At 55.5% G+C, this 18,093-nt stretch carries 25 protein-coding genes; 22 read left to right on the forward strand and 3 right to left on the reverse strand.

Going from position 1 to position 18,093, the window contains the following annotated elements; genetic code table 11:
• The first annotated feature begins 25 nt into the window (after positions 1–25).
• The 17 genes from EAV92_RS05660 to msrA all read left to right on the forward strand — a co-directional run bounded on the left by EAV92_RS05660 (position 26) and on the right by msrA (position 10,323).
• Positions 26–484, forward strand: a complete 459-nt coding sequence (locus tag EAV92_RS05660; protein WP_123040160.1) for a RidA family protein — start codon at positions 26–28, stop codon at positions 482–484.
• A gap of 16 nt (positions 485–500) precedes the next feature.
• Positions 501–965, forward strand: coding sequence for an SRPBCC family protein (locus EAV92_RS05665; RefSeq protein WP_123040161.1), 465 nt, complete (start codon positions 501–503; stop codon positions 963–965).
• Positions 962–1,816, forward strand: coding sequence for an NAD-dependent epimerase/dehydratase family protein (locus EAV92_RS05670; protein ID WP_123040162.1), 855 nt, complete (start codon positions 962–964; stop codon positions 1,814–1,816). Before EAV92_RS05665 ends, EAV92_RS05670 begins: the two co-directional genes overlap by 4 nt.
• Entirely contained in the window at positions 1,813–2,565 is a 753-nt protein-coding gene (locus tag EAV92_RS05675) for a GNAT family N-acetyltransferase (protein ID WP_338134397.1), read from the forward strand. Before EAV92_RS05670 ends, EAV92_RS05675 begins: the two co-directional genes overlap by 4 nt.
• A gap of 100 nt (positions 2,566–2,665) precedes the next feature.
• Positions 2,666–3,202, forward strand: coding sequence for a hypothetical protein (locus EAV92_RS05680; RefSeq protein WP_123040164.1), 537 nt, complete (start codon positions 2,666–2,668; stop codon positions 3,200–3,202).
• A gap of 13 nt (positions 3,203–3,215) precedes the next feature.
• Positions 3,216–3,647, forward strand: a complete 432-nt coding sequence (locus EAV92_RS05685) for a VOC family protein (protein ID WP_123040165.1) — start codon at positions 3,216–3,218, stop codon at positions 3,645–3,647.
• 42 nt (positions 3,648–3,689) lie between these two features.
• Positions 3,690–4,262 carry a DJ-1/PfpI family protein gene (locus EAV92_RS05690; protein WP_123040166.1) on the forward strand — a complete coding sequence of 191 codons (573 nt, stop codon included), beginning with the start codon at positions 3,690–3,692 and terminating at the stop codon, positions 4,260–4,262.
• Positions 4,263–4,267: 5 nt separating this feature from the next.
• Positions 4,268–4,732 carry a DinB family protein gene (locus tag EAV92_RS05695; protein ID WP_123040167.1) on the forward strand — a complete coding sequence of 155 codons (465 nt, stop codon included), beginning with the start codon at positions 4,268–4,270 and terminating at the stop codon, positions 4,730–4,732.
• On the forward strand, positions 4,729–5,283 hold the full coding sequence (locus EAV92_RS05700; protein ID WP_123040168.1) for a GNAT family N-acetyltransferase: 555 nt from the start codon (positions 4,729–4,731) through the stop codon (positions 5,281–5,283). The genes EAV92_RS05695 and EAV92_RS05700 overlap by 4 nt, the downstream gene beginning before the upstream one ends.
• A gap of 14 nt (positions 5,284–5,297) precedes the next feature.
• A complete protein-coding gene (locus EAV92_RS05705; RefSeq protein WP_123040169.1) occupies positions 5,298–5,930 on the forward strand; it encodes a class I SAM-dependent methyltransferase in 633 nt (210 codons plus the stop codon).
• 27 nt (positions 5,931–5,957) lie between these two features.
• Positions 5,958–6,455 carry an HIT family protein gene (locus EAV92_RS05710; protein WP_123040170.1) on the forward strand — a complete coding sequence of 166 codons (498 nt, stop codon included), beginning with the start codon at positions 5,958–5,960 and terminating at the stop codon, positions 6,453–6,455.
• A 21-nt stretch (positions 6,456–6,476) separates the two neighbouring features.
• Positions 6,477–7,202, forward strand: a complete 726-nt coding sequence (locus tag EAV92_RS05715; RefSeq protein ID WP_123040171.1) for a class I SAM-dependent methyltransferase — start codon at positions 6,477–6,479, stop codon at positions 7,200–7,202.
• On the forward strand, positions 7,199–7,492 hold the full coding sequence (locus EAV92_RS05720) for an antibiotic biosynthesis monooxygenase family protein (RefSeq protein WP_123040172.1): 294 nt from the start codon (positions 7,199–7,201) through the stop codon (positions 7,490–7,492). Before EAV92_RS05715 ends, EAV92_RS05720 begins: the two co-directional genes overlap by 4 nt.
• 65 nt (positions 7,493–7,557) lie before the next feature.
• Positions 7,558–8,055, forward strand: coding sequence for a hypothetical protein (locus EAV92_RS05725; protein ID WP_123040173.1), 498 nt, complete (start codon positions 7,558–7,560; stop codon positions 8,053–8,055).
• Positions 8,056–8,071: 16 nt separating this feature from the next.
• On the forward strand, positions 8,072–8,575 hold the full coding sequence (locus EAV92_RS05730; protein WP_123040174.1) for a GNAT family N-acetyltransferase: 504 nt from the start codon (positions 8,072–8,074) through the stop codon (positions 8,573–8,575).
• Positions 8,576–8,590: 15 nt separating this feature from the next.
• Positions 8,591–9,253, forward strand: coding sequence for a molybdate ABC transporter permease subunit (modB, locus tag EAV92_RS05735; protein WP_123040175.1), 663 nt, complete (start codon positions 8,591–8,593; stop codon positions 9,251–9,253).
• 80 nt (positions 9,254–9,333) lie between these two features.
• The gene (gene msrA / locus EAV92_RS05740) at positions 9,334–10,323 is read left to right on the forward strand and encodes a peptide-methionine (S)-S-oxide reductase MsrA (protein WP_123040176.1); all 990 of its coding nucleotides are present in this window, start codon (positions 9,334–9,336) and stop codon (positions 10,321–10,323) included.
• Between the two features lie 48 nt (positions 10,324–10,371).
• On the opposite strand, the gene EAV92_RS05745 is transcribed toward msrA, so the two are convergent.
• The 3 genes from EAV92_RS05745 to EAV92_RS05755 all read right to left on the reverse strand — a co-directional run bounded on the left by EAV92_RS05745 (position 10,372) and on the right by EAV92_RS05755 (position 11,115).
• Positions 10,372–10,569 carry a hypothetical protein gene (locus EAV92_RS05745; RefSeq protein WP_123040177.1) on the reverse strand — a complete coding sequence of 66 codons (198 nt, stop codon included), beginning with the start codon at positions 10,567–10,569 and terminating at the stop codon, positions 10,372–10,374.
• Between the two features lie 26 nt (positions 10,570–10,595).
• Complete coding sequence (locus tag EAV92_RS05750) at positions 10,596–10,793, reverse strand: hypothetical protein (RefSeq protein WP_123040178.1); 198 nt, start codon at positions 10,791–10,793, stop codon at positions 10,596–10,598.
• A gap of 124 nt (positions 10,794–10,917) precedes the next feature.
• A complete protein-coding gene (locus tag EAV92_RS05755) occupies positions 10,918–11,115 on the reverse strand; it encodes a hypothetical protein (RefSeq protein WP_123040179.1) in 198 nt (65 codons plus the stop codon).
• Positions 11,116–11,234: 119 nt separating this feature from the next.
• Between EAV92_RS05755 and EAV92_RS05760 the strand changes: the two genes are divergently transcribed.
• The 5 genes from EAV92_RS05760 to EAV92_RS05775 all read left to right on the forward strand — a co-directional run bounded on the left by EAV92_RS05760 (position 11,235) and on the right by EAV92_RS05775 (position 18,092).
• Entirely contained in the window at positions 11,235–13,034 is a 1,800-nt protein-coding gene (locus EAV92_RS05760; RefSeq protein ID WP_123040180.1) for an ABC transporter substrate-binding protein, read from the forward strand.
• Positions 13,035–13,156: 122 nt separating this feature from the next.
• Positions 13,157–13,525 carry a DoxX family protein gene (locus tag EAV92_RS05765; RefSeq protein WP_123040181.1) on the forward strand — a complete coding sequence of 123 codons (369 nt, stop codon included), beginning with the start codon at positions 13,157–13,159 and terminating at the stop codon, positions 13,523–13,525.
• 146 nt (positions 13,526–13,671) lie between these two features.
• A complete protein-coding gene (locus EAV92_RS25025) occupies positions 13,672–15,291 on the forward strand; it encodes an efflux RND transporter permease subunit (protein WP_277424223.1) in 1,620 nt (539 codons plus the stop codon).
• 40 nt (positions 15,292–15,331) lie between these two features.
• Positions 15,332–16,774, forward strand: a complete 1,443-nt coding sequence (locus EAV92_RS25030; protein WP_277424224.1) for an efflux RND transporter permease subunit — start codon at positions 15,332–15,334, stop codon at positions 16,772–16,774.
• A 22-nt stretch (positions 16,775–16,796) separates the two neighbouring features.
• Positions 16,797–18,092, forward strand: a complete 1,296-nt coding sequence (locus EAV92_RS05775) for a VTT domain-containing protein (protein WP_123040182.1) — start codon at positions 16,797–16,799, stop codon at positions 18,090–18,092.
• Position 18,093: the final 1 nt, after the last annotated feature.

The raw sequence follows: 18,093 nt of genomic DNA on the forward strand, positions 1-18,093 counted from the left end.
AAGACCCGCTCAAGGAGGGATATATATGACTTCACCATCCATTGAGGATCGGCTCAAGGAATTGAAAATCACGCTGCCTTCGGCGAGCGACCCGGCTGCTAAGTACGCGAATTTCGTCATGGTGAACGATTTGATTTTCGTATCCGGGAAAGGTCCGGCGGGAAAACCGAAAGGCAAGCTGGGCATCGAGTTTTCGACGGAAGACGGCTATCTGTTCGCCAGGCAAACCGGATTGGAAGTGTTGGCCGTGCTTCAATCAGCGCTGGGCACGCTTGACCGGGTGAAGCGGGCCGTTAAAATCCAGGGCTTCGTAAATGCGAGCGCCGAGTTTGAGGAGCATCACAAGGTGTTAAACGGCTGTTCCGATCTCTTGATCGAAGTGTTCGGAGAGAGAGGCGTTCATTCGCGGTCGGTATTCGGTGCTGTCTCAGTACGCGACAATCTGCCGATCATTGTGGATTCGATCTTTCAAATCGAGCCATAAAGGAGGCGTTGTGCCTGTGCTAAGGGTGGAAACTCACGTGGATATCGCGGCGCCGATTGAGCGGTGCTTCGATTTGGCAACAAATATAGACGTCCATACTCGGACCGTATGGAAGCACACACGGGAGAAGGCTGTCGGCGGTGTCGTATCCGGCATGATTGACTCGGGGGAAACGGTCACCTTCGAAGCGACCCATTTGGGCGTTCGGCAAAGGTTGACCTCCAAAATCACGGAATACCGGCGTCCCTATATGTTCGTTGACGAGATGCAGAAGGGCGCTTTCAAGCGTTTGAGGCATATTCATGAATTCGAAACGCACGGGAGCATGACTCGGATGAAAGACACGCTCGAGTTCGAAGCGCCGCTGGGCATCTTGGGCAGGATCGCCGAAAGACTCGTGTTGAAGACTTATATGAGGCGGTTTCTGAAGCACCGGAATCGACAATTGAAAGAGTTGGCCGAAAAGGAGGATTCTCAATGAAAATATTCGTTGCCGGAGCGGCCGGCGCGATCGGACGGTTGCTGCTCCCTCAACTGGTTCAGGCGGGGCATGAAGTCACGGGAATGACCCGGAATCCGGATCGTATGGATCTCATTCGCAAAATGGGGGCGACCCCCCTGGCGGCTGACGCATTGGACCGGGAAGCGATGCTGTCCATTATCCGCGTGGCACAACCGGACGTCGTCATGCATCAGCTCACGTCACTCGGCTCTATGAACTTCGCGGACAATTCGCGCATTCGGATCGAAGGCACGCGGAATCTCGTGGACGCCGCTCGTGAGGCCGGCGTCAAGAAAATGATCGCGCAAAGCATATCGTTTGCCTATGCGCCAGGCGATACGCCTGCGACGGAAGAGGATCCGTTGGATAAAGAAGCTCCGGTGCCGCGAAAACATACGGTGGAAGGGGTCATTGCCCTGGAGAACGCCGTCGCGGAAATGCCCGAGTATGTGATTTTGCGTTACGGCTCCTTCTATGGACCAGGTACTTGGTACGGCAAAGACGGATCGATGGCGGAGAAGACGATGCACGGGGAAATTCCGGCCACGGACGGCATCACTTCTTTCCTTCATGTGGAGGACGCGGCACGCGCTGCCGTGTTAGCTTTGGATTGGCCGTCCGGCACTGTGAACATCGTCGACGACGAGCCAGCCCAAGGGACGGTTTGGGTCCCCGTATACGCAGCGGCATTGGGAGCACCGGAACCTAAAATTCAGTCCGGCCGCAACCATTGGGAACGCGGCGCATCGAACGCCAAGGCTCGCCTCGAGTACGGCTGGGAGCCGTTGTATCCGACTTGGAGAACGGGCTTCTCCCGGAGTTTATCATGATGAATAGACACCTTGAAGAATACTCATTAAACGCCTGGCCGGCCCTTCGGACAATGGTGCACGAGGGTTGGCTGCTCCGATTAGCTGAGGGATACACCAAGCGCTCGAATTCGGTTCAAGCCATTTATGGCGGATGTGAGCAGACAGTAGATTGGGATCGCAAAATCGCTTATTGCGAGGAACAGTATGCCCAAGCCGGCTTAGACACCGTTTTCAAAATTACTCCTTTCGTACCTTCGGGCCTGGATGCAAAGCTTGCCGACAGAGGCTATATGCTGCTGGATCCGACAAGCGTGAGGGTGCTGGATCGGCTGGACTCCATTAAGATTCCAACCATGTCGAAGGCTACAATAGAAGAGACGCTCACGGAAGGCTGGCTTGAAACGATGGCCGGGTTTAACGGTACATCCGATCACGGCAAAGCCGTGACGAGAAAGATGCTGACGGGCAGCCCGCTTACCCAAGGTTTCTGCACGTTGTATGCGGACTCGGTCCCGGTGGCATGCGGCCTCGGCGTCATCGAGCAAGGGCACGTTGGACTGCTCGACATCGTGACGGATCCGAACTGCCGCAACCGGGGATACGGCGAACAGCTCATTTTGCATATTCTTCGATGGGCGAGGGAGAACGGGGCCGCCCGCAGTTACCTGCAAGTCGTACAGAACAACGCTCCCGCCGTCAGACTCTACGAGAAGCTGGGCTATGAGGAAATCTACACCTACTGGTACAGGCAGAAGAAGCTAGGCTGAACCGACCGGACCGGATGACCTAAAAGGTTTCTAAAACCGCGCGAATATGGGCTTTGCTTGCTTGCGGTTGTGATAACATGGGGTGAGGTGAGAGGAACCTATGGCCATATTGCTCATGATAGCCGGCGGATTAATCTTCGTTCTCGGCATTTTCATCGGTATTGCAGATGAAAGCCTCATTTTCATCCTGCTCAGCGTCATCGGCGGTTTGCTCTTGATCGGACTTTCCAAGATCATTGAGCTTCTGGAAGGGATCACCCATCGTTCCTTGGGCGTTCCCTATACTCACGATCAGATAAGAACGATTCTGCAATCCTCCCTCGAATACCCGGTGGAAGCGGAGGGAATCGCCCCGTATCCCGACTCGGATACGCCGTATCCCTTACTGCATCTGGACGGAGAAACTTACATGAGGGCCAGAGTATTCCGAAATTACTTGAGCCAGGACGGCAGTCTCTATACGTTCGCGTTCCCGGACCGGCCGCCGGAGGTTTTGCGAAGGATGCAAGGTTACTATCCCGGTGCTGAACTATTCGCGCATGAGGACCAGGTGTACGTGAAACTCAGCCGGATCCGACTGAAACCGCGGGTCGAAGGCCATAAACTCATTCTGGAATTCCAAAATGCGAATGACTGAGGAGGCAAAGCACATGGTACCTGCCAGAGTGAGCTTAATTACGATCGGAGCGCGGGATTTGCCGTCGCTTCGCGCATTTTACCAGCGGCTTGGGTGGGCGGAAACCGACGTCAGCTCGGACAGCTATGCGGTGTTTCGGACGGCTGGCGTGTTGCTCTCTTTGTTCCCGCTCCAGGAACTTCTGCATGATGCCGGCTTAAGCGCCGATGAAACGGTGCAAGGCTTCAAAGGAATCACGCTGGCGATTAACGTGGAGCAACCGGAGCAGGTCGATTCGCTGATCGAGGCAGTCCGGACGGTCGGCGGCCGGGTGACCCGCGAGCCGAGCGACGCTTTCTGGGGCGGCCGTACCGCCTATTTCTTCGACCCCGAGAACAATGCGTGGGAAGTGGCTTGGAATCCAACCGCCGTTTTCGATGAACGGGGCGCCATGCTCTCTTTTTAGGCACTCACTCATATCTATCATCATGGAGAAGAGGAAAACCGTATGCTCGTTACGATCGTGGCATTTGACGAATTCACGGATATCGACGTTTTCTTGCCTTGGGACTTACTGAATCGGGTAAACCGCAAGGATTGGCAAGTGAAGCTGGTCGGCACGGCGTCGACCCATACTTCCATCGCAGGACTTACCATCCCGATGCACGGCGATCTTAGCGATGTTGTCCAAGCGGACGCCGTTCTGATCGCGAGCGGTCCCGGTACCCGCAAGCTCATGAAGGACGAGGATTTTCTGGCGAAGCTGCAAATCGATCCCGAGAGACAGCTGATCGCGTCCATGTGCTCCGGCGCCTTGATCCTCGGGGCGAAAGGATTGCTTCGGAACAAACAGGCGACTACTTATCCGACGGCTAAGAAACTGCTCGAACAATTCGGCGTCGAAGTGGTGGAAAAGGATTTCGTGAACGAAGGCAACGTGTCCACTGCAGCGGGCTGCTTGGCCGCGATTACGTTGACGGGCTGGATCATCGAGCGGCTGACCGATTCCAAGACACGGGAACGCGTAATCCAATCGGTGCAACCGGTCGGCGCGGGGCTGTATTTTGAGGAGCAGGAGTGATCTGCATGCTCAAGTTATTCCAATATAACTGGCAAGTGAGGGAAGAGTGGTTCGCGCTTTGCCGTGGGTTGCCGCAAGAAGAATTGCTGAAGGAAAGGACAGGCGGCGTAGGTTCGATCCTGAAGACGCTGTTTCACATCGTCGAAGCGGAATACAGCTGGATTGACGCGTTGAAGGGTAACTCGCCGGAAGAACCGGACTTCAACGATTACCGTTCGCTGGAACGGGTGGAACAACTTCAGGCACAATATCGGCCGGACGTTTTGGCCTTCGTTGAAGCTTGGACGGATGAGCAAGAGATTCATAATCTCATCGTTCCTTGGAATACGAATGTCTCATGTACATACGGTGAAGTGATGCGGCATGTCATCGCCCATGAAATCCATCACGTCGGCCAGCTCTCCGTATGGTCGAGGGAACTGGGCATCAAGCCTCCGTCCGCGAACTTCGTCGGAAGGGGTTTGGCATGAGCGTAAAACTGGAAACGTCCCGGCTGCTGTTGCGGACAATCGGTGAGTCCCATTCTGCCGCGGTGCTGGATTTCGTCGTCCGTAACCGGCATTTTCTTGCCGAATGGGAGCCGCTGCGATCGCCGGCCTATTTTACGGAAGAAGAGCAGCGCCGCATGCTGACGAATGACACGAAAGCCATGGAGCAGGGGCAGTTGCTGAAATTATGGATTTTCAAAAGGGACGAACCGGAGCGGGTCATCGGATGCGTCAGTTTGAGCAATATCGTCGGGGGCGCGTTCCAATCCTGCCATCTCGGTTACAAAATGGACCAAGAAGAGAACGGCAAGGGCTTCATGACCGAAGCGGTGAAGCACATTTCCGATTATGGTTTCCGGGTTTTGAAGCTCCACCGGATCGAAGCGAACATCATGCCGAGGAATGCCGCCTCGCTCAAAGTCGTCGAGAAGCTCGGATTCAACGATGAGGGCCTCGCTCGGAAATATCTCAAAATCAACGGCAAGTGGGAAGACCACATCCATATGGTTTTGTTGAACGAAGAGCTTGAATAGAGGAGGCTGGGAGCATGGGTTTGAAAGCATCCATCGCACGGAATTTCAGAAAGCCGACCGGATTTATGGGCTGGTTGATCGGAAAGTTCATGAACAAAGGCAACGACTTCATGAATCGATTTACAATCGGGTTCCTGGATCCGCAGCCGAGCGACCGCATCCTGGAGATCGGTTTCGGCAACGGCAAATACATGCGCGAAATCGCCGAGAAGATGACAAACGGCCTGATGGCGGGGGTGGATTACTCCCGGACGATGGTGGACCAAGCGAAGAAACGCAACCGCGCATTCATCCGTAAAGGCGTAGTCGACATCAAACTCGGCGAAGTGAATCGCATCCCGTTCGATACCGGTGCTTTCGATAAGGTGTTCACCGTGAATACGATCTACTTCTGGCCGAATCCTGACTCGGATATCCAGGAGGTCCGGAGGATTCTCAAACCCGGCGGCCGGCTTCTGATTGCTTTCCGTTCCAAGGAGAAAATGGAGAAGCTCGATCTCGCCCGCCACGGTTTCACCCTGTATGAGCCGGAGCAAGTGAAGGAACTCGCGCGGAAGGCGGGATTTACGGACATCCGTCTGGAATCGTCGGAAGACGGTACGATGGACGTGAATTGCCTGATCGCCGTGAAGCCGGCCGACGCGTAAAACAACAAGGGAGCTGACATCATCGACATGGCTAGAACGATTCAATTGGCAGATGGAAGAACGGTAGAAGTCGAATGCTTGAGCTGCGCGCTCACCGGCGGTCTCATCCAACCGACGGGCGGCGTCATCGTGGAGACGGACCTGTTCCATGCGCATCAGGACGTCGCCTATCCGATCCGCGGCTTAGTCATCTTGGCCTCGAAACGACACTTTTACGGGATGGACGAATTAACGCAACAGGAACAAGCCGAGTTTATCTGGCTCGTTCATACGATTCGCCAGAAACAGCGGGAACTGCTGGGCATCGAACATGTCTACTATTTCTATAACGAGGACACGACGCACCATTTTCATCTGTGGATGGTACCCCGGTACGAATGGATGAACGCGTTCGGTCGCTCCGTCGAATCGCTTCGTCCCGTGCTGCTGCACGCCCGCAACGAACTTAACACGGAGGAGAACCTGAAGGACGTGCTGGAAAGCATCGAAATCCTCCGCGAAGGACTGAAGGATTTCAAACGTTAGAAATAAAGGAGGGGCCGATACATGCTGAACCATGACGACGCCTATCATCAATCGATCGAGCAGCCTTACGAGTTGCTCGTCAGCAAGGAAGATCTGGACGGCAACATTTCGGCTGCCATCGAGGAAATCGTGGACGTCACGGGCAAGGACATCGTCGATATCGGCGCCGGTACCGGGCGTTTAGCCTGTATGCTCGCCCCGAACGCTAGGGGGGTAACCGCCTTCGATTTCGCGGCCGACATGCTGCGGATTGCGGCAGACAAGCTAACGGGCATGGGGCTGTCCAACTGGAAGGTCTCGGTGGCCGACTCCAGACAGTTGCCGCTGGAAGAGCGTTCGGCGGACGTCGTCACGGCCGGTTGGAGCATCTGCTACCTCGGCAGCTCGAATAATGAGGGATGGGAAACCGATTTGCGCCGGGTGATGGACGAGATCGACCGCATTCTCAGGCCGGGCGGTGCGGCGATCATTTTCGAAACGCTGGGAACCGGCAACGAAGAGCCGGCCGTGCCCGAAAGTCTTGCAGCCTATTATTCCGCGCTTGTCGAACAATACGGCTTCCGTCACCGGTGGATCCGGACGGATTATCGGTTCGACTCTCAGGAGCAAGCGGAGCGGCTGTGCCGGGATTTCTTCGGGGACGAGCTTGGGGATCGGATTCGCGAAGGGCAATCGAGCGTGGTGCCGGAGTGCACGGGGATTTGGTGGAAAACGAAACCTACGAATGGAAGCGGGGAATCCCAATGATTTTAGAAGTCGCGATTTTGAACGTTAAACCGGGAATGGCCAACGAATTCGAAAGCAGCTTTCGCCAAGCGTCCAAAATCATTTCCAGCATGCATGGCTATATCGAACATGAGCTGCAAAAATGCGTCGAAGAGGCGGACAAGTACATACTGCTCGTCAAATGGGAGACCCTGACCGACCACGTGGTCGGTTTCCGGCAGTCGGAAGGTTATCAGGAGTGGAAAGCGCTGCTCCACCATTTTTACGATCCGTTCCCGACCGTGGAGCACTACGTCAAGATCAAGCTGTAATAACGGCATAGATAAGCGAATAAACGGGGGGAGCCGTCATAGGGACATTCGCTCGTTACCGGTTAATGCTGCTTTGGCTGACCACGTTGTTCTTCCTGAGCACCGCACTCCTCGGCTTGGTGGACCTGCTGACGTTTAAACCGAACCCGGTCGGACATATGTCGGGCAACGGCAATCCGGCCTTGCTTGCGATATTCGTGTTCGTGCCCGCTTATCTCGCATTCGTCCTCTTGCTCGGCATTCTCTCTTTTCTGTTTTTCCGTTCGGGATTCCGCTCAGGCAAGTTGTTCGCGGAATGGATCATTATCGCCTTCTTCGGCGGATGCCTGCTGGTCTGGCTGGTGAAGATGCATGCGCAAGGCATCTTTTACACGCTGGGCGGCAAACCGAGCGATCCCGATTCCCTCATCACGGGATGGTCGATGTTCAATCAATATACGAACATGGTTTACTTCAATTACTTGACCTATAGTCTTGGCATGCTCGTTTCTATTCTCATCGGGTATTTCGCAGCGCTCGCAATATGGTATGATAGTCGAAAATCGGGCAACCGCAAGGAATAGAAAGAAGGATCAAAGAATGCAGGACAAGTATGTCATTGAAGACGCGAGACCCGAGGATTTGCCGGCGATCGTGGACATTTATAACTCTACCATCGAGGGGCGGATGGTGACTGCCGATCTCGAGCCCGTGACGGTGGAGAGCCGTCGCCGCTGGTTCGACGAACACAATCCCGAACGCCGGCCTCTCTGGGTGCTTAAGGATGACGGAAAAATCGCCGCATGGTTCAGTTTTTCTTCCTTTTACGGCAGACCGGCGTATGACGGGACGGTTGAGATCAGCATATATATCGCGGAGGATTACCGTTCCAAGGGAATCGGCAAGCTGTTGATCGCCCGAGCGATCGAGGAGTGTCCGCGTCTCGCGATATCGAATCTCGTGGGCTTCGTGTTCGGGCACAACGAGCCAAGCCTGGGCTTGCTCCGAAAATTCGGATTCGAGCGTTGGGGGCATCTGCCCGGCGTGGCGGTGCTGGACGGCGTGGAACGGGATTTGGTCATCTTGGGACTGAAGGTCGGCTAAAAGGGGGACGGCGGCGTGGATTGGAACGATTTTGCCGCCCCGATCTGGCTATCCGTCCAGATCGCGCTCGTCTCCAGCATTCTCGTCTTCGGGCTGGCGACGGCAGCCGCGCGGGGGATGGCAAGGGCAAAGTTCTTCGGCAAACCGGTGCTGGAAACGGTCCTGCTTCTTCCCTTGGTGCTGTCTCCGACCGTTATCGGCTTCGTGCTGCTGGTAGCGTTGGGGAGGAGAAGCTGGATCGGACAAGCCTACGAATGGCTCGTCGGCCAGCCGATCGTTTTCTCTTGGATCGCCGCAGTCATCGCTTCCGTCGTTGTCGCTTTTCCGCTCGCCTATCGAACGATCAAAACGGGGCTGGAGGAAGTCGACGGCGAGCTGCAGGAAGCGGCGAGGGCATATGGGGCGAACGAGTGGCAAGTGTTCCGATGGATAACGGCTCCGCTGGCATCCCGGTCGCTGGTTACCGGCTACGTGCTGGGTTTCGCCCGCAGCCTCGGAGAATTCGGCGCGACGCTGATGATCGCCGGCAACATTCCTCACCGGACGCAGACGATTCCTACCGCGATCTATATTGCCGTGGATTCCGGGAACATGAGTCTGGCATGGGCCTGGGCGGGTGTCACGGTACTGTTGTCCTTCCTCATGCTGCTCATCATCAGCCGCAAACAATGTCCATAGAGACCGCTCCCTTCGGAAATTCGAAAGGGGAGCGGTTTTCGTTTACAATAGAAGCAAGACAAGAACGAGAGGTGAAGAAGATGACGGATCGGCAACAGGGAGCATTGGAGCTGGCGACGTTCGCCGGAGGCTGTTTTTGGTGTATGGTCAAGCCTTTTCATGAAATGCTGGGCATCGAGAAGGTCGTTTCCGGCTATACGGGAGGCCATGTAGAAAATCCGACGTACGAGGAAGTGTGTTCGGAGACGACGGGACATGCGGAAGCGGTCCAAATCACGTTCGATCCGGCGCTTTTTCCTTACCGGAAGCTGCTGGACATCTACTGGCGGCAAATCGATCCGACCGACGCGGGCGGCCAATTCCATGACCGCGGGCCTTCTTACCGGCCGGTGATTTTCTATCACAACGAGCGCCAGAGGGAAGAGGCGGAAGCTTCAAAACGGGAGCTCGAAGCGAGCGGCCGGTTCCTCAAACCGATTGCCGTTGCGATCGAACCGGCAAGCACGTTCTACCCTGCGGAGGATTACCACCAGGACTACTACAAGACAAATCCCATCCGCTACAAATATTACAGCAAAGGCTCCGGACGCCCGGACTTCATCGCGCGCCACTGGAACACGCCGAAGGACCGCGAACAGCTTAGAAGCAAGTTGACTCCCATGCAGTTTGAAGTGACCCAGAACAACGCGACGGAGCCGCCGTTTCGCAATGAATTTTGGAATCACCACGAGGATGGGCTGTACGTCGACGTCGTGACGGGCGAGCCGCTGTTCACTTCGTTCGATAAATTCGATTCGGGATGCGGCTGGCCGAGCTTCACGAAGCCGCTTCAAGCCGGCTCGGTCGAAGAATTGGAAGATTTCTCGCACGGGATGATTCGAACCGAGGTCCGCAGCCGCGCTTCCGACTCTCATCTGGGCCACGTTTTCCCGGACGGTCCGAGAGATCGGGGAGGCCTGCGTTACTGCATCAATTCCGCGGCGCTCAAGTTTATTCCGGTTGATCGCCTGGAAGAGGAAGGCTATGGGGCGTACCGGGGCCTTTTCGAAAATTCCGGGGAACAAGCGTAATCGAGGTCTGTAACTCCTTCTATAGGCATGAAAAAACGGCTGTCACTTCTACGAAGTGTGCAGCCGTTTGCTTCCGAACCACTTGTGCCAAAATCCCCGTTCCGCTCCCGCTTTCGGATCACTGCTTACCGCTTGGTCCGCTACGATCGTCTTCAGGTACAATCCTCGGCGAATGTTCCGGTCCATCTCCGTTTGCCGGTGTTGAATCATTTTCTCGATATGGTAAGTGCTTTGGTTTTGAATCATTTTCGATTTCTCCTTCTATTTTAGGATTAGGAAGTGCCCAGGCGCCTGCCGCCGAACCATCTGTGCCAGAAGCCGCGGTTCGGGCAATCCGCAGCCGCATCCCGTTCCGTTTGACGTGAGGTAGCTCGATCGGCGTAATGCCGCGTGCGCAAACCTTTTTGAATCTCTACTTCCCGGAATTGCATCATTTTCTCAACGTGGTAGTGGTTGTGGTGTTGAATCATTTCGTATGACCTCCTTCCCTGTAATCCCATTATGCGCCAGCTAAAAGGGGATAAAAAGAGTAAACTCAATGAAAACTATTTCCTCTTTTTTTCACCGGGTTTACGGCAACAAAAAAGGCGACCATCACTTCAAGGAAGTGGTGAGCCGCCTGCCGGTGAACCAGCGCTGCCAAAGGCTTCGCGAGTTCGAGGACGATACTTCGGAAGTCCGGGGATCGGGAACGATTTCCCGCATATACTGTCCCCGACGAGCCTTCCGGTTCATCTCCGCTTGGCGGAATTGCATCATTTTTTCGATAGGGTACGTGCTGTTTTGGATCATGGATTTTTCACCTCCGTCTTGTTTACATTGCCAATTATGCCCTCGTCAAAAGAGGATAAAAAGTGTAGAATCAATGTAAATGATTTCCCCTTTTTTCCACTGAGGAGGAACACCCACCCATGCAGACGGCAACGGCTGAACGCTATTTGGATATGTACCATCGATTCGTCGGCGGGTCGGCAATCGGCTCGCCCGTAGAGGTCACGCTGGAGGAGCTGGCGGACACTCTCTATTGCACGACGCGGAACGTGAAGCTCGTGCTTCGCAAGATGGAGGAAGACGGCTGGATCGACTGGCTTCCGGGAAGGGGGCGGGGCAATCGGTCGCGCTTGGTTTTCCGATCGGACAGGGACACGCTCTTGCTCGATATCGCCCAAAAAATGGCCCAGCGCGGGGACTACAAGCAGGCGTTCGAGCTGATTCATTCGCATGGGGAAGGAACCTCGGTGAAAGAGCGGTTCTCGGAATGGCTCGACCTGCATTTCGGCTATCGGACGGAAACCCCCGACGGCAAACGGGAAGTGGATACGCTTCGCCTGCCGGTGCATACGCCGATCCTTACGCTGGATCCCGCGGAAGTGTATAACGCGTTCGACGCCCACATGCTCAGGCAGATTTTCGACCGGCTGGTACAGTACGATCCCACGACGAACCGGGTGCTTCCGATGCTGGCGCACACCTGGGAATGCAACGCCGACGCGACGGTATGGCAATTCCACCTGCGCAAAGGAGTCCGTTTCCACCACGGACGCGAGTTGACGGCGGATGACGTCATTTTCACGATCGAGCGCCTGCGCTTCGGCAAGAGCCACAGCTGGATGCTGCGTACGCTGGTGAAGCTGGAGATCGTGGATACGCGGACGATTCGCTTCGAGCTCAGCAAGCCGAACCGGATTTTCCACCGCTTCATGAGCTCGGCTGCGGTTTCGATTTTGCCCCGGGATCTGGTGCTGCAGGATGAAGAGCGTTTCTGGAAATGCCCGGTGGGAAGCGGTCCGTTCATGGCGACGGAATGGACGGAGGACCGCTTCGTGATGGCCGCCCATACCGGCTATTTCATGGGAAGGGCGCATCTGGACGGCGTCGTGATCGCGTTCATGCCGGACTCCCAAGGGGATTGCTCGCGGAGAAGTTGGGAGAAGCTGGTGTGGGACCATGAGCTGCCGGATTCGAAGGCGGAAGAAGATTGGCAAACGGTTGAGACCCTGTGCAAAGGTTGTACGATGCTGACCTGGAACCTGGTCAAGGAGGGCCCGCAGCGCTCGCCGCAATTCCGCAAAGCGGTCGACCTGTTGATCGACCGGAACGCGATGATCCGCGAGCTCGGCGGCGACCGGATGTATCCCGCGCAGGGCTTCCGGCCCGACGACTCAACGCCGATTAGGCGGGACAGCACGGACTTTAATCGCGCGCTGGAGCTCCTTCGGGAAATCGAGTATGACGGCACGCCGGTTACGCTGCTCGCGCGCGGCGTTCATGCGGAAGACGCGGAGTGGATCAGCAAGCGCTGCGCGGAACATGGGATCCGGATCCAAGTGCTGTCCATCCCGAAGAAGAAGGCCGAAGTGTTCGATTACTCTGAAGTGGATGGCATTATCTACGGGCTCGTTTTCGCCGAGGATGACGTCTGCGAGATCGAAACCTACGAGCAGGTCGGCAGCTATTTGAAGGAACATCTCGATCCGGATATGCGCAGGTGGGCAAGGGATCAAGTCGACTTGGCGCTTGCCGCTCCGAGCACGGAAGCGCGCAGGGTGCACCTCGCGAGCATCGAGACGCGATTAAGGGAAGAAGCGCACGTGATGTTCCTCACGCACAAGAAGGTGAACACGTCGTACCAGCCAGGCATCAAGGGCGTCACGATGAGCCCGTTCGGATGGATCGATTTCAAAACCGTTTGGGTGCAAAGCTCGAAATAACGGAATAAGGGAATGTTCGCTCTCCTGCATTAACTGTTGTAGACGCGGACACAGTTAAAGTGTTATACTGTGTCCGTAATACATACAGTTAATTTTCGTTTTCAGGGAGAGGTGCAGGGACAATGAACGTATTGGCCATCGTTTTGGAAGCGCTGTTAGGACTCGCGTTCGTCATGGCGGGAATCATGAAGATCGCCGGGGTGCAAATGCATGTCGACAACTTCAATCGTTGGAAGCTGCCCCAATGGTTCCGCCCGATCACCGGGATCGTGGAACTGGCCGGAGGCGCGGCGATGCTGGCGGGCATTTGGGTGAAGGGCTTACCGGCGCTGGCGGGCATCCTGCTGGGCATCACGATGCTGGTTGGCGTACTGGTCCATGTGCGAATCCGGGATACCGCGAAAAATACGGTTCCGGCCGTCGTTTTGTTGATCCTCGCCGTCGTGGTCCTGCTGATTCAAGGGCCCGACTTGGATCAGTTGTTCGGTTGAAGCAGGTAAGTTCGGAATACAGCAGCAAGCCGGCGGCCGATAAGGCTGCCGGTTTTATTTTTTTTTCGAATCCATAAAAAGCCAATGAACAATCCGGACAAACGCGGAGTCCTTTCTGTTATTCACAACGCAAAGGGGACTCATTCATGAACAAAATCCTGCAAGCCGTCATGCAGCGGGGCATGATCCTGCTGATTTGTATGCTTCTCATCGTCGCGTGGGGAGCGTATGCCGCAATCGAAATGCAAAGGGACTATCTCCCCGGCATCAACAACACGACTTTGATGGTATCCTTGCGCGCTTCTTCCCTGCAAGCCGATCAAATCAAGCGGGATATCAAGTCGCCGCTCGAGGACGCGATCCGCAGAACGGACGGCATCTCCAACATCGAGACGACGTCCTACGACGGCGGGCTTCTGATGAATCTGTATTACCCGATGAACTACGACATGGTCAAAGCGGAAAATCAAATCAAGCAAGCCCTGAACGAGGCGGATTTGCCGGACGGAACGAACCGGCCCGCGGTATCCCGCCTGACCAACAGCACGTTTCCCATTTTGAGCTACAGCCTGACTTCCGGGAACGCGAAAATCGACGACATCGCCCTTCAATCCACCGTGCAGGCGGCCATCGCGAAACAGCTTAAATCCGTACCGGGCGTTTCCGACGTGCAGACGGTAGGCGGGGCGAAGAACGGGTACGTCGTGAGCTTGCGTACCCAGGATCTTGCCCGAAACAACATGACCGTCGACGATTTCAACAAGTCGATCGCCGCCGATATTCCGAGTCTTCAGGGTTCGATCGCGAACGAGAAAGCCTCTTTCCCGGTTCGAGTCGAAGGCTGGGATCTGAGCGAAGAGCAGTTGCGCAGCCTGCCCATTAAAAACAAAGACGGAATCAGCGTTCCGTTGTCGGCGGTCGCCGATATTTCCCGATCGCTGAACGACGTCAAAACGATTTCCCGTACGAACGGAAAAGCGAGCGTCTTGCTAAACGTCATCAAAACGCCTTCCGCCAATATTACGACCGTGGCGGCTCAGGTCAAAGAGAGGGTAAGCCGAATCGCGGAGGTCAAAAACGGCGACGTGAACATGAATCTTACGCTTGACCGGGGCCGAGACTTGAATGCTTCCTTGCTGGGCCTGCTGCGCGAGGGGATTCTCGGGTGCGTGTTCTCCATGCTCTGCGTGCTGCTCTTCTTCCGGCATGTCCGTTCGACGCTTCTGATCGCGGTTTCGCTGCCGATTTCTCTTCTCGCCACAACGGCGATTCTGAAATCGATGGGCATTACTTTGAACATCCTGACGATCTCCGGACTGATCGTCGCCATGGGCCGTATCGTGGATGACGCAATCGTTATCCTGGATAATATGCATCGGCGAATGCAAGAGCGCGATGGAAAGCCGATTATCGGCGTCCTTGCCTCCGCAGCCGTAGAAATGCTCCCGGCGATCTTCGCATCCACGGCTACGACCATCGCCGTATACGCTCCGATCGCGATGGTGGGCGGGATTATCGGCGCGTCCTATTCCGGTTTCGCCTGGTCGGTGGTCATTGCGCTCGTCATTTCGTTCCTGGTCGCCATGCTCGTCATCCCGGCACTCGCCTTCATGGGATGGAAGGCGCCCAAGTCCAAAGCCGTGACCCTCGAGCCGGTCATGAAACCTTTGCTGACCGCATCGTTGAAGCATAAGAAAACCGTTGCCGGGATCTCGTTCGTCGTATTCGCCGTTGCCGTCTTTTTCGCGACCCAGCTTCCCTTTTAACCTGCTGCCGAGCGCGGCTTCCGGACAAGTCGCCATTCAAGTGGAATTGCCTCAAGGCAGTCCGCTCACGGCCGTCGACGCGGAAGTCAGGAAAGTGGAAAACGTTCTTCAAGGCGACAGCCAAGTCGATTCCTACTCCTCGACATTCGGTTCTTCGTTTACGCCGCAGGCGGACGACGTGTTCGACCAAGGCGGAGGGTATATTCAACAACCGAACGTCGCCAATCTGTCGGTATCGCTGAAAAACAAAAAAGACGTCAATGCGTTCATTAACCGCATGCAGCCCGCCATGTCGTCTTTATCGCAAAAGGCATCGATTACCGTCTCCAACCAGAATATCGCCGGCGACGATTCCCAGATCAAAATCATGCTGACCGGGGCGGACTCCACTACGTTGGAGAACGCCGCTCAACTGGTGCGAAGCAAATTGGCAGGCATCGATGGGCTTAGCGTAGCCGGGAAAACGGATTTGACCAATGGGATTCCCAAATACGCCGTTACCATCGACCGGAAGAAGGTGCTGGATGCCGGCGTCGAACCTGCCGATATCAATAAAATTCTCGCGCGGTATATGGCCAAAGGAAAAGATTTCGAAGTTCCTGCTTCCCATGGCGTGATCCCGGTGGACGTCTATCTGGACAGCGTTCAAAGCGGCGCCGGCGGCAGCCAAACGCTGCCGGTGTATGCCCCTGACGACGTGCTGAAATCGTTGGCCGGGGCAACCGTAACGGGTACTGGCGGAGCCGCATACCGATTCGACCAGTTGGCTTCGATCCGGAAAAGCAGCGCCGAATCCACGATTCAGGAACGGGACGGCGAGCCTTTCGCCGTCGTGACGTCGCAAATCGTATCGAGCGATGTGAGTAACGTCTCCAAGAAGGTGAATGATACCTTAAAAGGGATTTCGCTGCCCGATGGCGTCAGCTATTCGATGGGGGGCATTACGCAGCAGGTCACGGAAATGATCGTCGAAATGGCGGTTGCCATCATCGTCTCCATTCTTCTCGTGCTGCTGATCACCGGCTTCGTGTTCAAAGGCTGGAGAGCGCCGTTCGCCGTGCTGGCCAGCATCCCGCTCGCGTTATCGGGCATCGTGCTGGCGCTGTACGCCATTCAAGGGCAATGGAATCTGGCTGCACTGATCGGAGTCTTGATGTTGACGGGGATCGTGGTCACCAACGGAATCGTGTTGATCGACAAAATCGAACGCAACCGTAAGGAGGGTCTTGGCCTGCGGGACGCCGTCCTGCAAGGAAGCCTGTCCCGGGTGAGACCGATCTTCATGACGGCCGGCACGACGATTCTCACTTTGCTGCCGCTTGCCTTGTCCCACAGTGCGGATACGGTCATTTCGCAGGTGCTCGGCATCGTCGTCATCGGCGGCATGATCACCTCGACTCTGAACAGCTTCGTCGTCATCCCGATTCTTTACGAATGGATGCAGCGCAAGCAGGCGAAAACGGAAATTCATTTGTCGGCATAACAGCAGAGAGGAGGGCGGGAAAATGAGCTTCTTCACGCAATATTTTACCCATCTGCTCGAACAGTACGGATACTGGGTTCTCTTCTTCGCCCTTCTGCTGGAGTTGATCGCATTGCCGCTCCCGGGCGAATTCATCATGACCTACGCCGGCCTCATCGTGTACCAGGGCCAACTGAACTGGGTGCTGAGTATCGCGGTGGCCGGCATCGGGGCATGCATCGGGATGTCGATCTCCTATTGGATCGGATACCGGCTCGGCACGCCGTTTTTCGAAAAGTACGGCCGCCGAATTCATTTCGGCCCGGATAAGCTTGAGCATGTATCCCGTTGGTATGAGCGATATGGGAATAAATTGCTGCTGGTTGCCTATTTCATTCCCGGCGTGCGCCATATGACGGGATTGTTCTCCGGCGTCACGAGGCTTCCCTTTCGAAAATATGCGGCATTCGCTTACCCCGGCGCACTGTTATGGGTAAGCTTGTTCATTTCCCTCGGCAGGCTGCTCGGGCCGAAGTGGGAGGCCTACCATCATACGATCAACCGGTACATGGTCTTGTCGGGGATCTTGATGACGGTGATTTACCTCTGCGTGTACGTTTACCGGAAGAAGAAAGAAGCCTTGAAAGGGTTGATCGTGAAATCCTTAGAGAAAGGACATGAGCGTTTCCAATCGATGGGCAAAGTCAAGTTCATCGTTGTGGCTGCGTTCGCCGTTCTGGTCCTTTTCACCTCGCTGCTGATCGGTTTGATCCAGGATTTTCTCGCGCACGAATTCGCTATGTTCGATGAGGTAACGGTGTTTATCCTTCATCAGATATTCGACCCGAGATGGACGCCTGCCATGAACGACGCCGTCATTCTGGGGACCTACCGATTCTTCCTGCCGGTCTTTGCCGTAACGGGCATCTGGATTGTGCTGAGAGGGAAAGACAGGGTGCTGGAACTTACGGTTTTGGCGGTCGTCTTGATCGCCGGCGAGGGTTTGAACCATGCGCTGCGGTATTGGTTTCATCGCGTCGGTCCTCAAGGCGGACTGGAAGGATTGACCTTTCCGAGCGAGCCGACTATGCTTGCTATAACGATTTACGGATTCGCGGCTTATTTGCTTTTTCGGCATTACGGGAATTATTTCGTGCGATCCTTGGCCTTTATTGCCGTCATCGCCGTCTGTTTGGCTGTCGGCATCGGCCTCGTTTACCTGCAGGAACAGTATCCGAGCGACATTGCCGCCGGTTATGTTTTCGGGGGCGCGTGGCTGAGCATGAGTGTGATTTTGCTCGAAATCATGCGCACCATCCGTGGATTCAAGAGGGACTGAT

It is taken from the genome of Cohnella candidum (assembly GCF_003713065.1).
Taxonomy (GTDB): domain Bacteria; phylum Bacillota; class Bacilli; order Paenibacillales; family Paenibacillaceae; genus Cohnella; species Cohnella candidum.

What these genes read in the sequence shown, in the direction of transcription:
- EAV92_RS05660 (WP_123040160.1), top strand. Translation starts at nt 26, where the DNA reads ATGACTTCACCATCCATTGAGGATCGGCTCAAGGAATTGAAAATCACG.
- EAV92_RS05670 (WP_123040162.1), top strand. Translation starts at nt 962, where the DNA reads ATGAAAATATTCGTTGCCGGAGCGGCCGGCGCGATCGGACGGTTGCTG.
- EAV92_RS05675 (WP_338134397.1), top strand. Translation starts at nt 1,813, where the DNA reads ATGATGAATAGACACCTTGAAGAATACTCATTAAACGCCTGGCCGGCC.
- EAV92_RS05680 (WP_123040164.1), top strand. Translation starts at nt 2,666, where the DNA reads ATGGCCATATTGCTCATGATAGCCGGCGGATTAATCTTCGTTCTCGGC.
- EAV92_RS05685 (WP_123040165.1), top strand. Translation starts at nt 3,216, where the DNA reads ATGGTACCTGCCAGAGTGAGCTTAATTACGATCGGAGCGCGGGATTTG.
- EAV92_RS05690 (WP_123040166.1), top strand. Translation starts at nt 3,690, where the DNA reads ATGCTCGTTACGATCGTGGCATTTGACGAATTCACGGATATCGACGTT.
- EAV92_RS05695 (WP_123040167.1), top strand. Translation starts at nt 4,268, where the DNA reads ATGCTCAAGTTATTCCAATATAACTGGCAAGTGAGGGAAGAGTGGTTC.
- EAV92_RS05700 (WP_123040168.1), top strand. Translation starts at nt 4,729, where the DNA reads ATGAGCGTAAAACTGGAAACGTCCCGGCTGCTGTTGCGGACAATCGGT.
- EAV92_RS05705 (WP_123040169.1), top strand. Translation starts at nt 5,298, where the DNA reads ATGGGTTTGAAAGCATCCATCGCACGGAATTTCAGAAAGCCGACCGGA.
- EAV92_RS05710 (WP_123040170.1), top strand. Translation starts at nt 5,958, where the DNA reads ATGGCTAGAACGATTCAATTGGCAGATGGAAGAACGGTAGAAGTCGAA.
- EAV92_RS05715 (WP_123040171.1), top strand. Translation starts at nt 6,477, where the DNA reads ATGCTGAACCATGACGACGCCTATCATCAATCGATCGAGCAGCCTTAC.
- EAV92_RS05720 (WP_123040172.1), top strand. Translation starts at nt 7,199, where the DNA reads ATGATTTTAGAAGTCGCGATTTTGAACGTTAAACCGGGAATGGCCAAC.
- EAV92_RS05725 (WP_123040173.1), top strand. Translation starts at nt 7,558, where the DNA reads ATGCTGCTTTGGCTGACCACGTTGTTCTTCCTGAGCACCGCACTCCTC.
- EAV92_RS05730 (WP_123040174.1), top strand. Translation starts at nt 8,072, where the DNA reads ATGCAGGACAAGTATGTCATTGAAGACGCGAGACCCGAGGATTTGCCG.
- msrA (WP_123040176.1), top strand. Translation starts at nt 9,334, where the DNA reads ATGACGGATCGGCAACAGGGAGCATTGGAGCTGGCGACGTTCGCCGGA.
- EAV92_RS05745 (WP_123040177.1), bottom strand. Translation starts at nt 10,569, where the DNA reads ATGATTCAAAACCAAAGCACTTACCATATCGAGAAAATGATTCAACAC.
- EAV92_RS05750 (WP_123040178.1), bottom strand. Translation starts at nt 10,793, where the DNA reads ATGATTCAACACCACAACCACTACCACGTTGAGAAAATGATGCAATTC.
- EAV92_RS05755 (WP_123040179.1), bottom strand. Translation starts at nt 11,115, where the DNA reads ATGATCCAAAACAGCACGTACCCTATCGAAAAAATGATGCAATTCCGC.
- EAV92_RS05760 (WP_123040180.1), top strand. Translation starts at nt 11,235, where the DNA reads ATGCAGACGGCAACGGCTGAACGCTATTTGGATATGTACCATCGATTC.
- EAV92_RS05765 (WP_123040181.1), top strand. Translation starts at nt 13,157, where the DNA reads ATGAACGTATTGGCCATCGTTTTGGAAGCGCTGTTAGGACTCGCGTTC.
- EAV92_RS25025 (WP_277424223.1), top strand. Translation starts at nt 13,672, where the DNA reads ATGAACAAAATCCTGCAAGCCGTCATGCAGCGGGGCATGATCCTGCTG.
- EAV92_RS05775 (WP_123040182.1), top strand. Translation starts at nt 16,797, where the DNA reads ATGAGCTTCTTCACGCAATATTTTACCCATCTGCTCGAACAGTACGGA.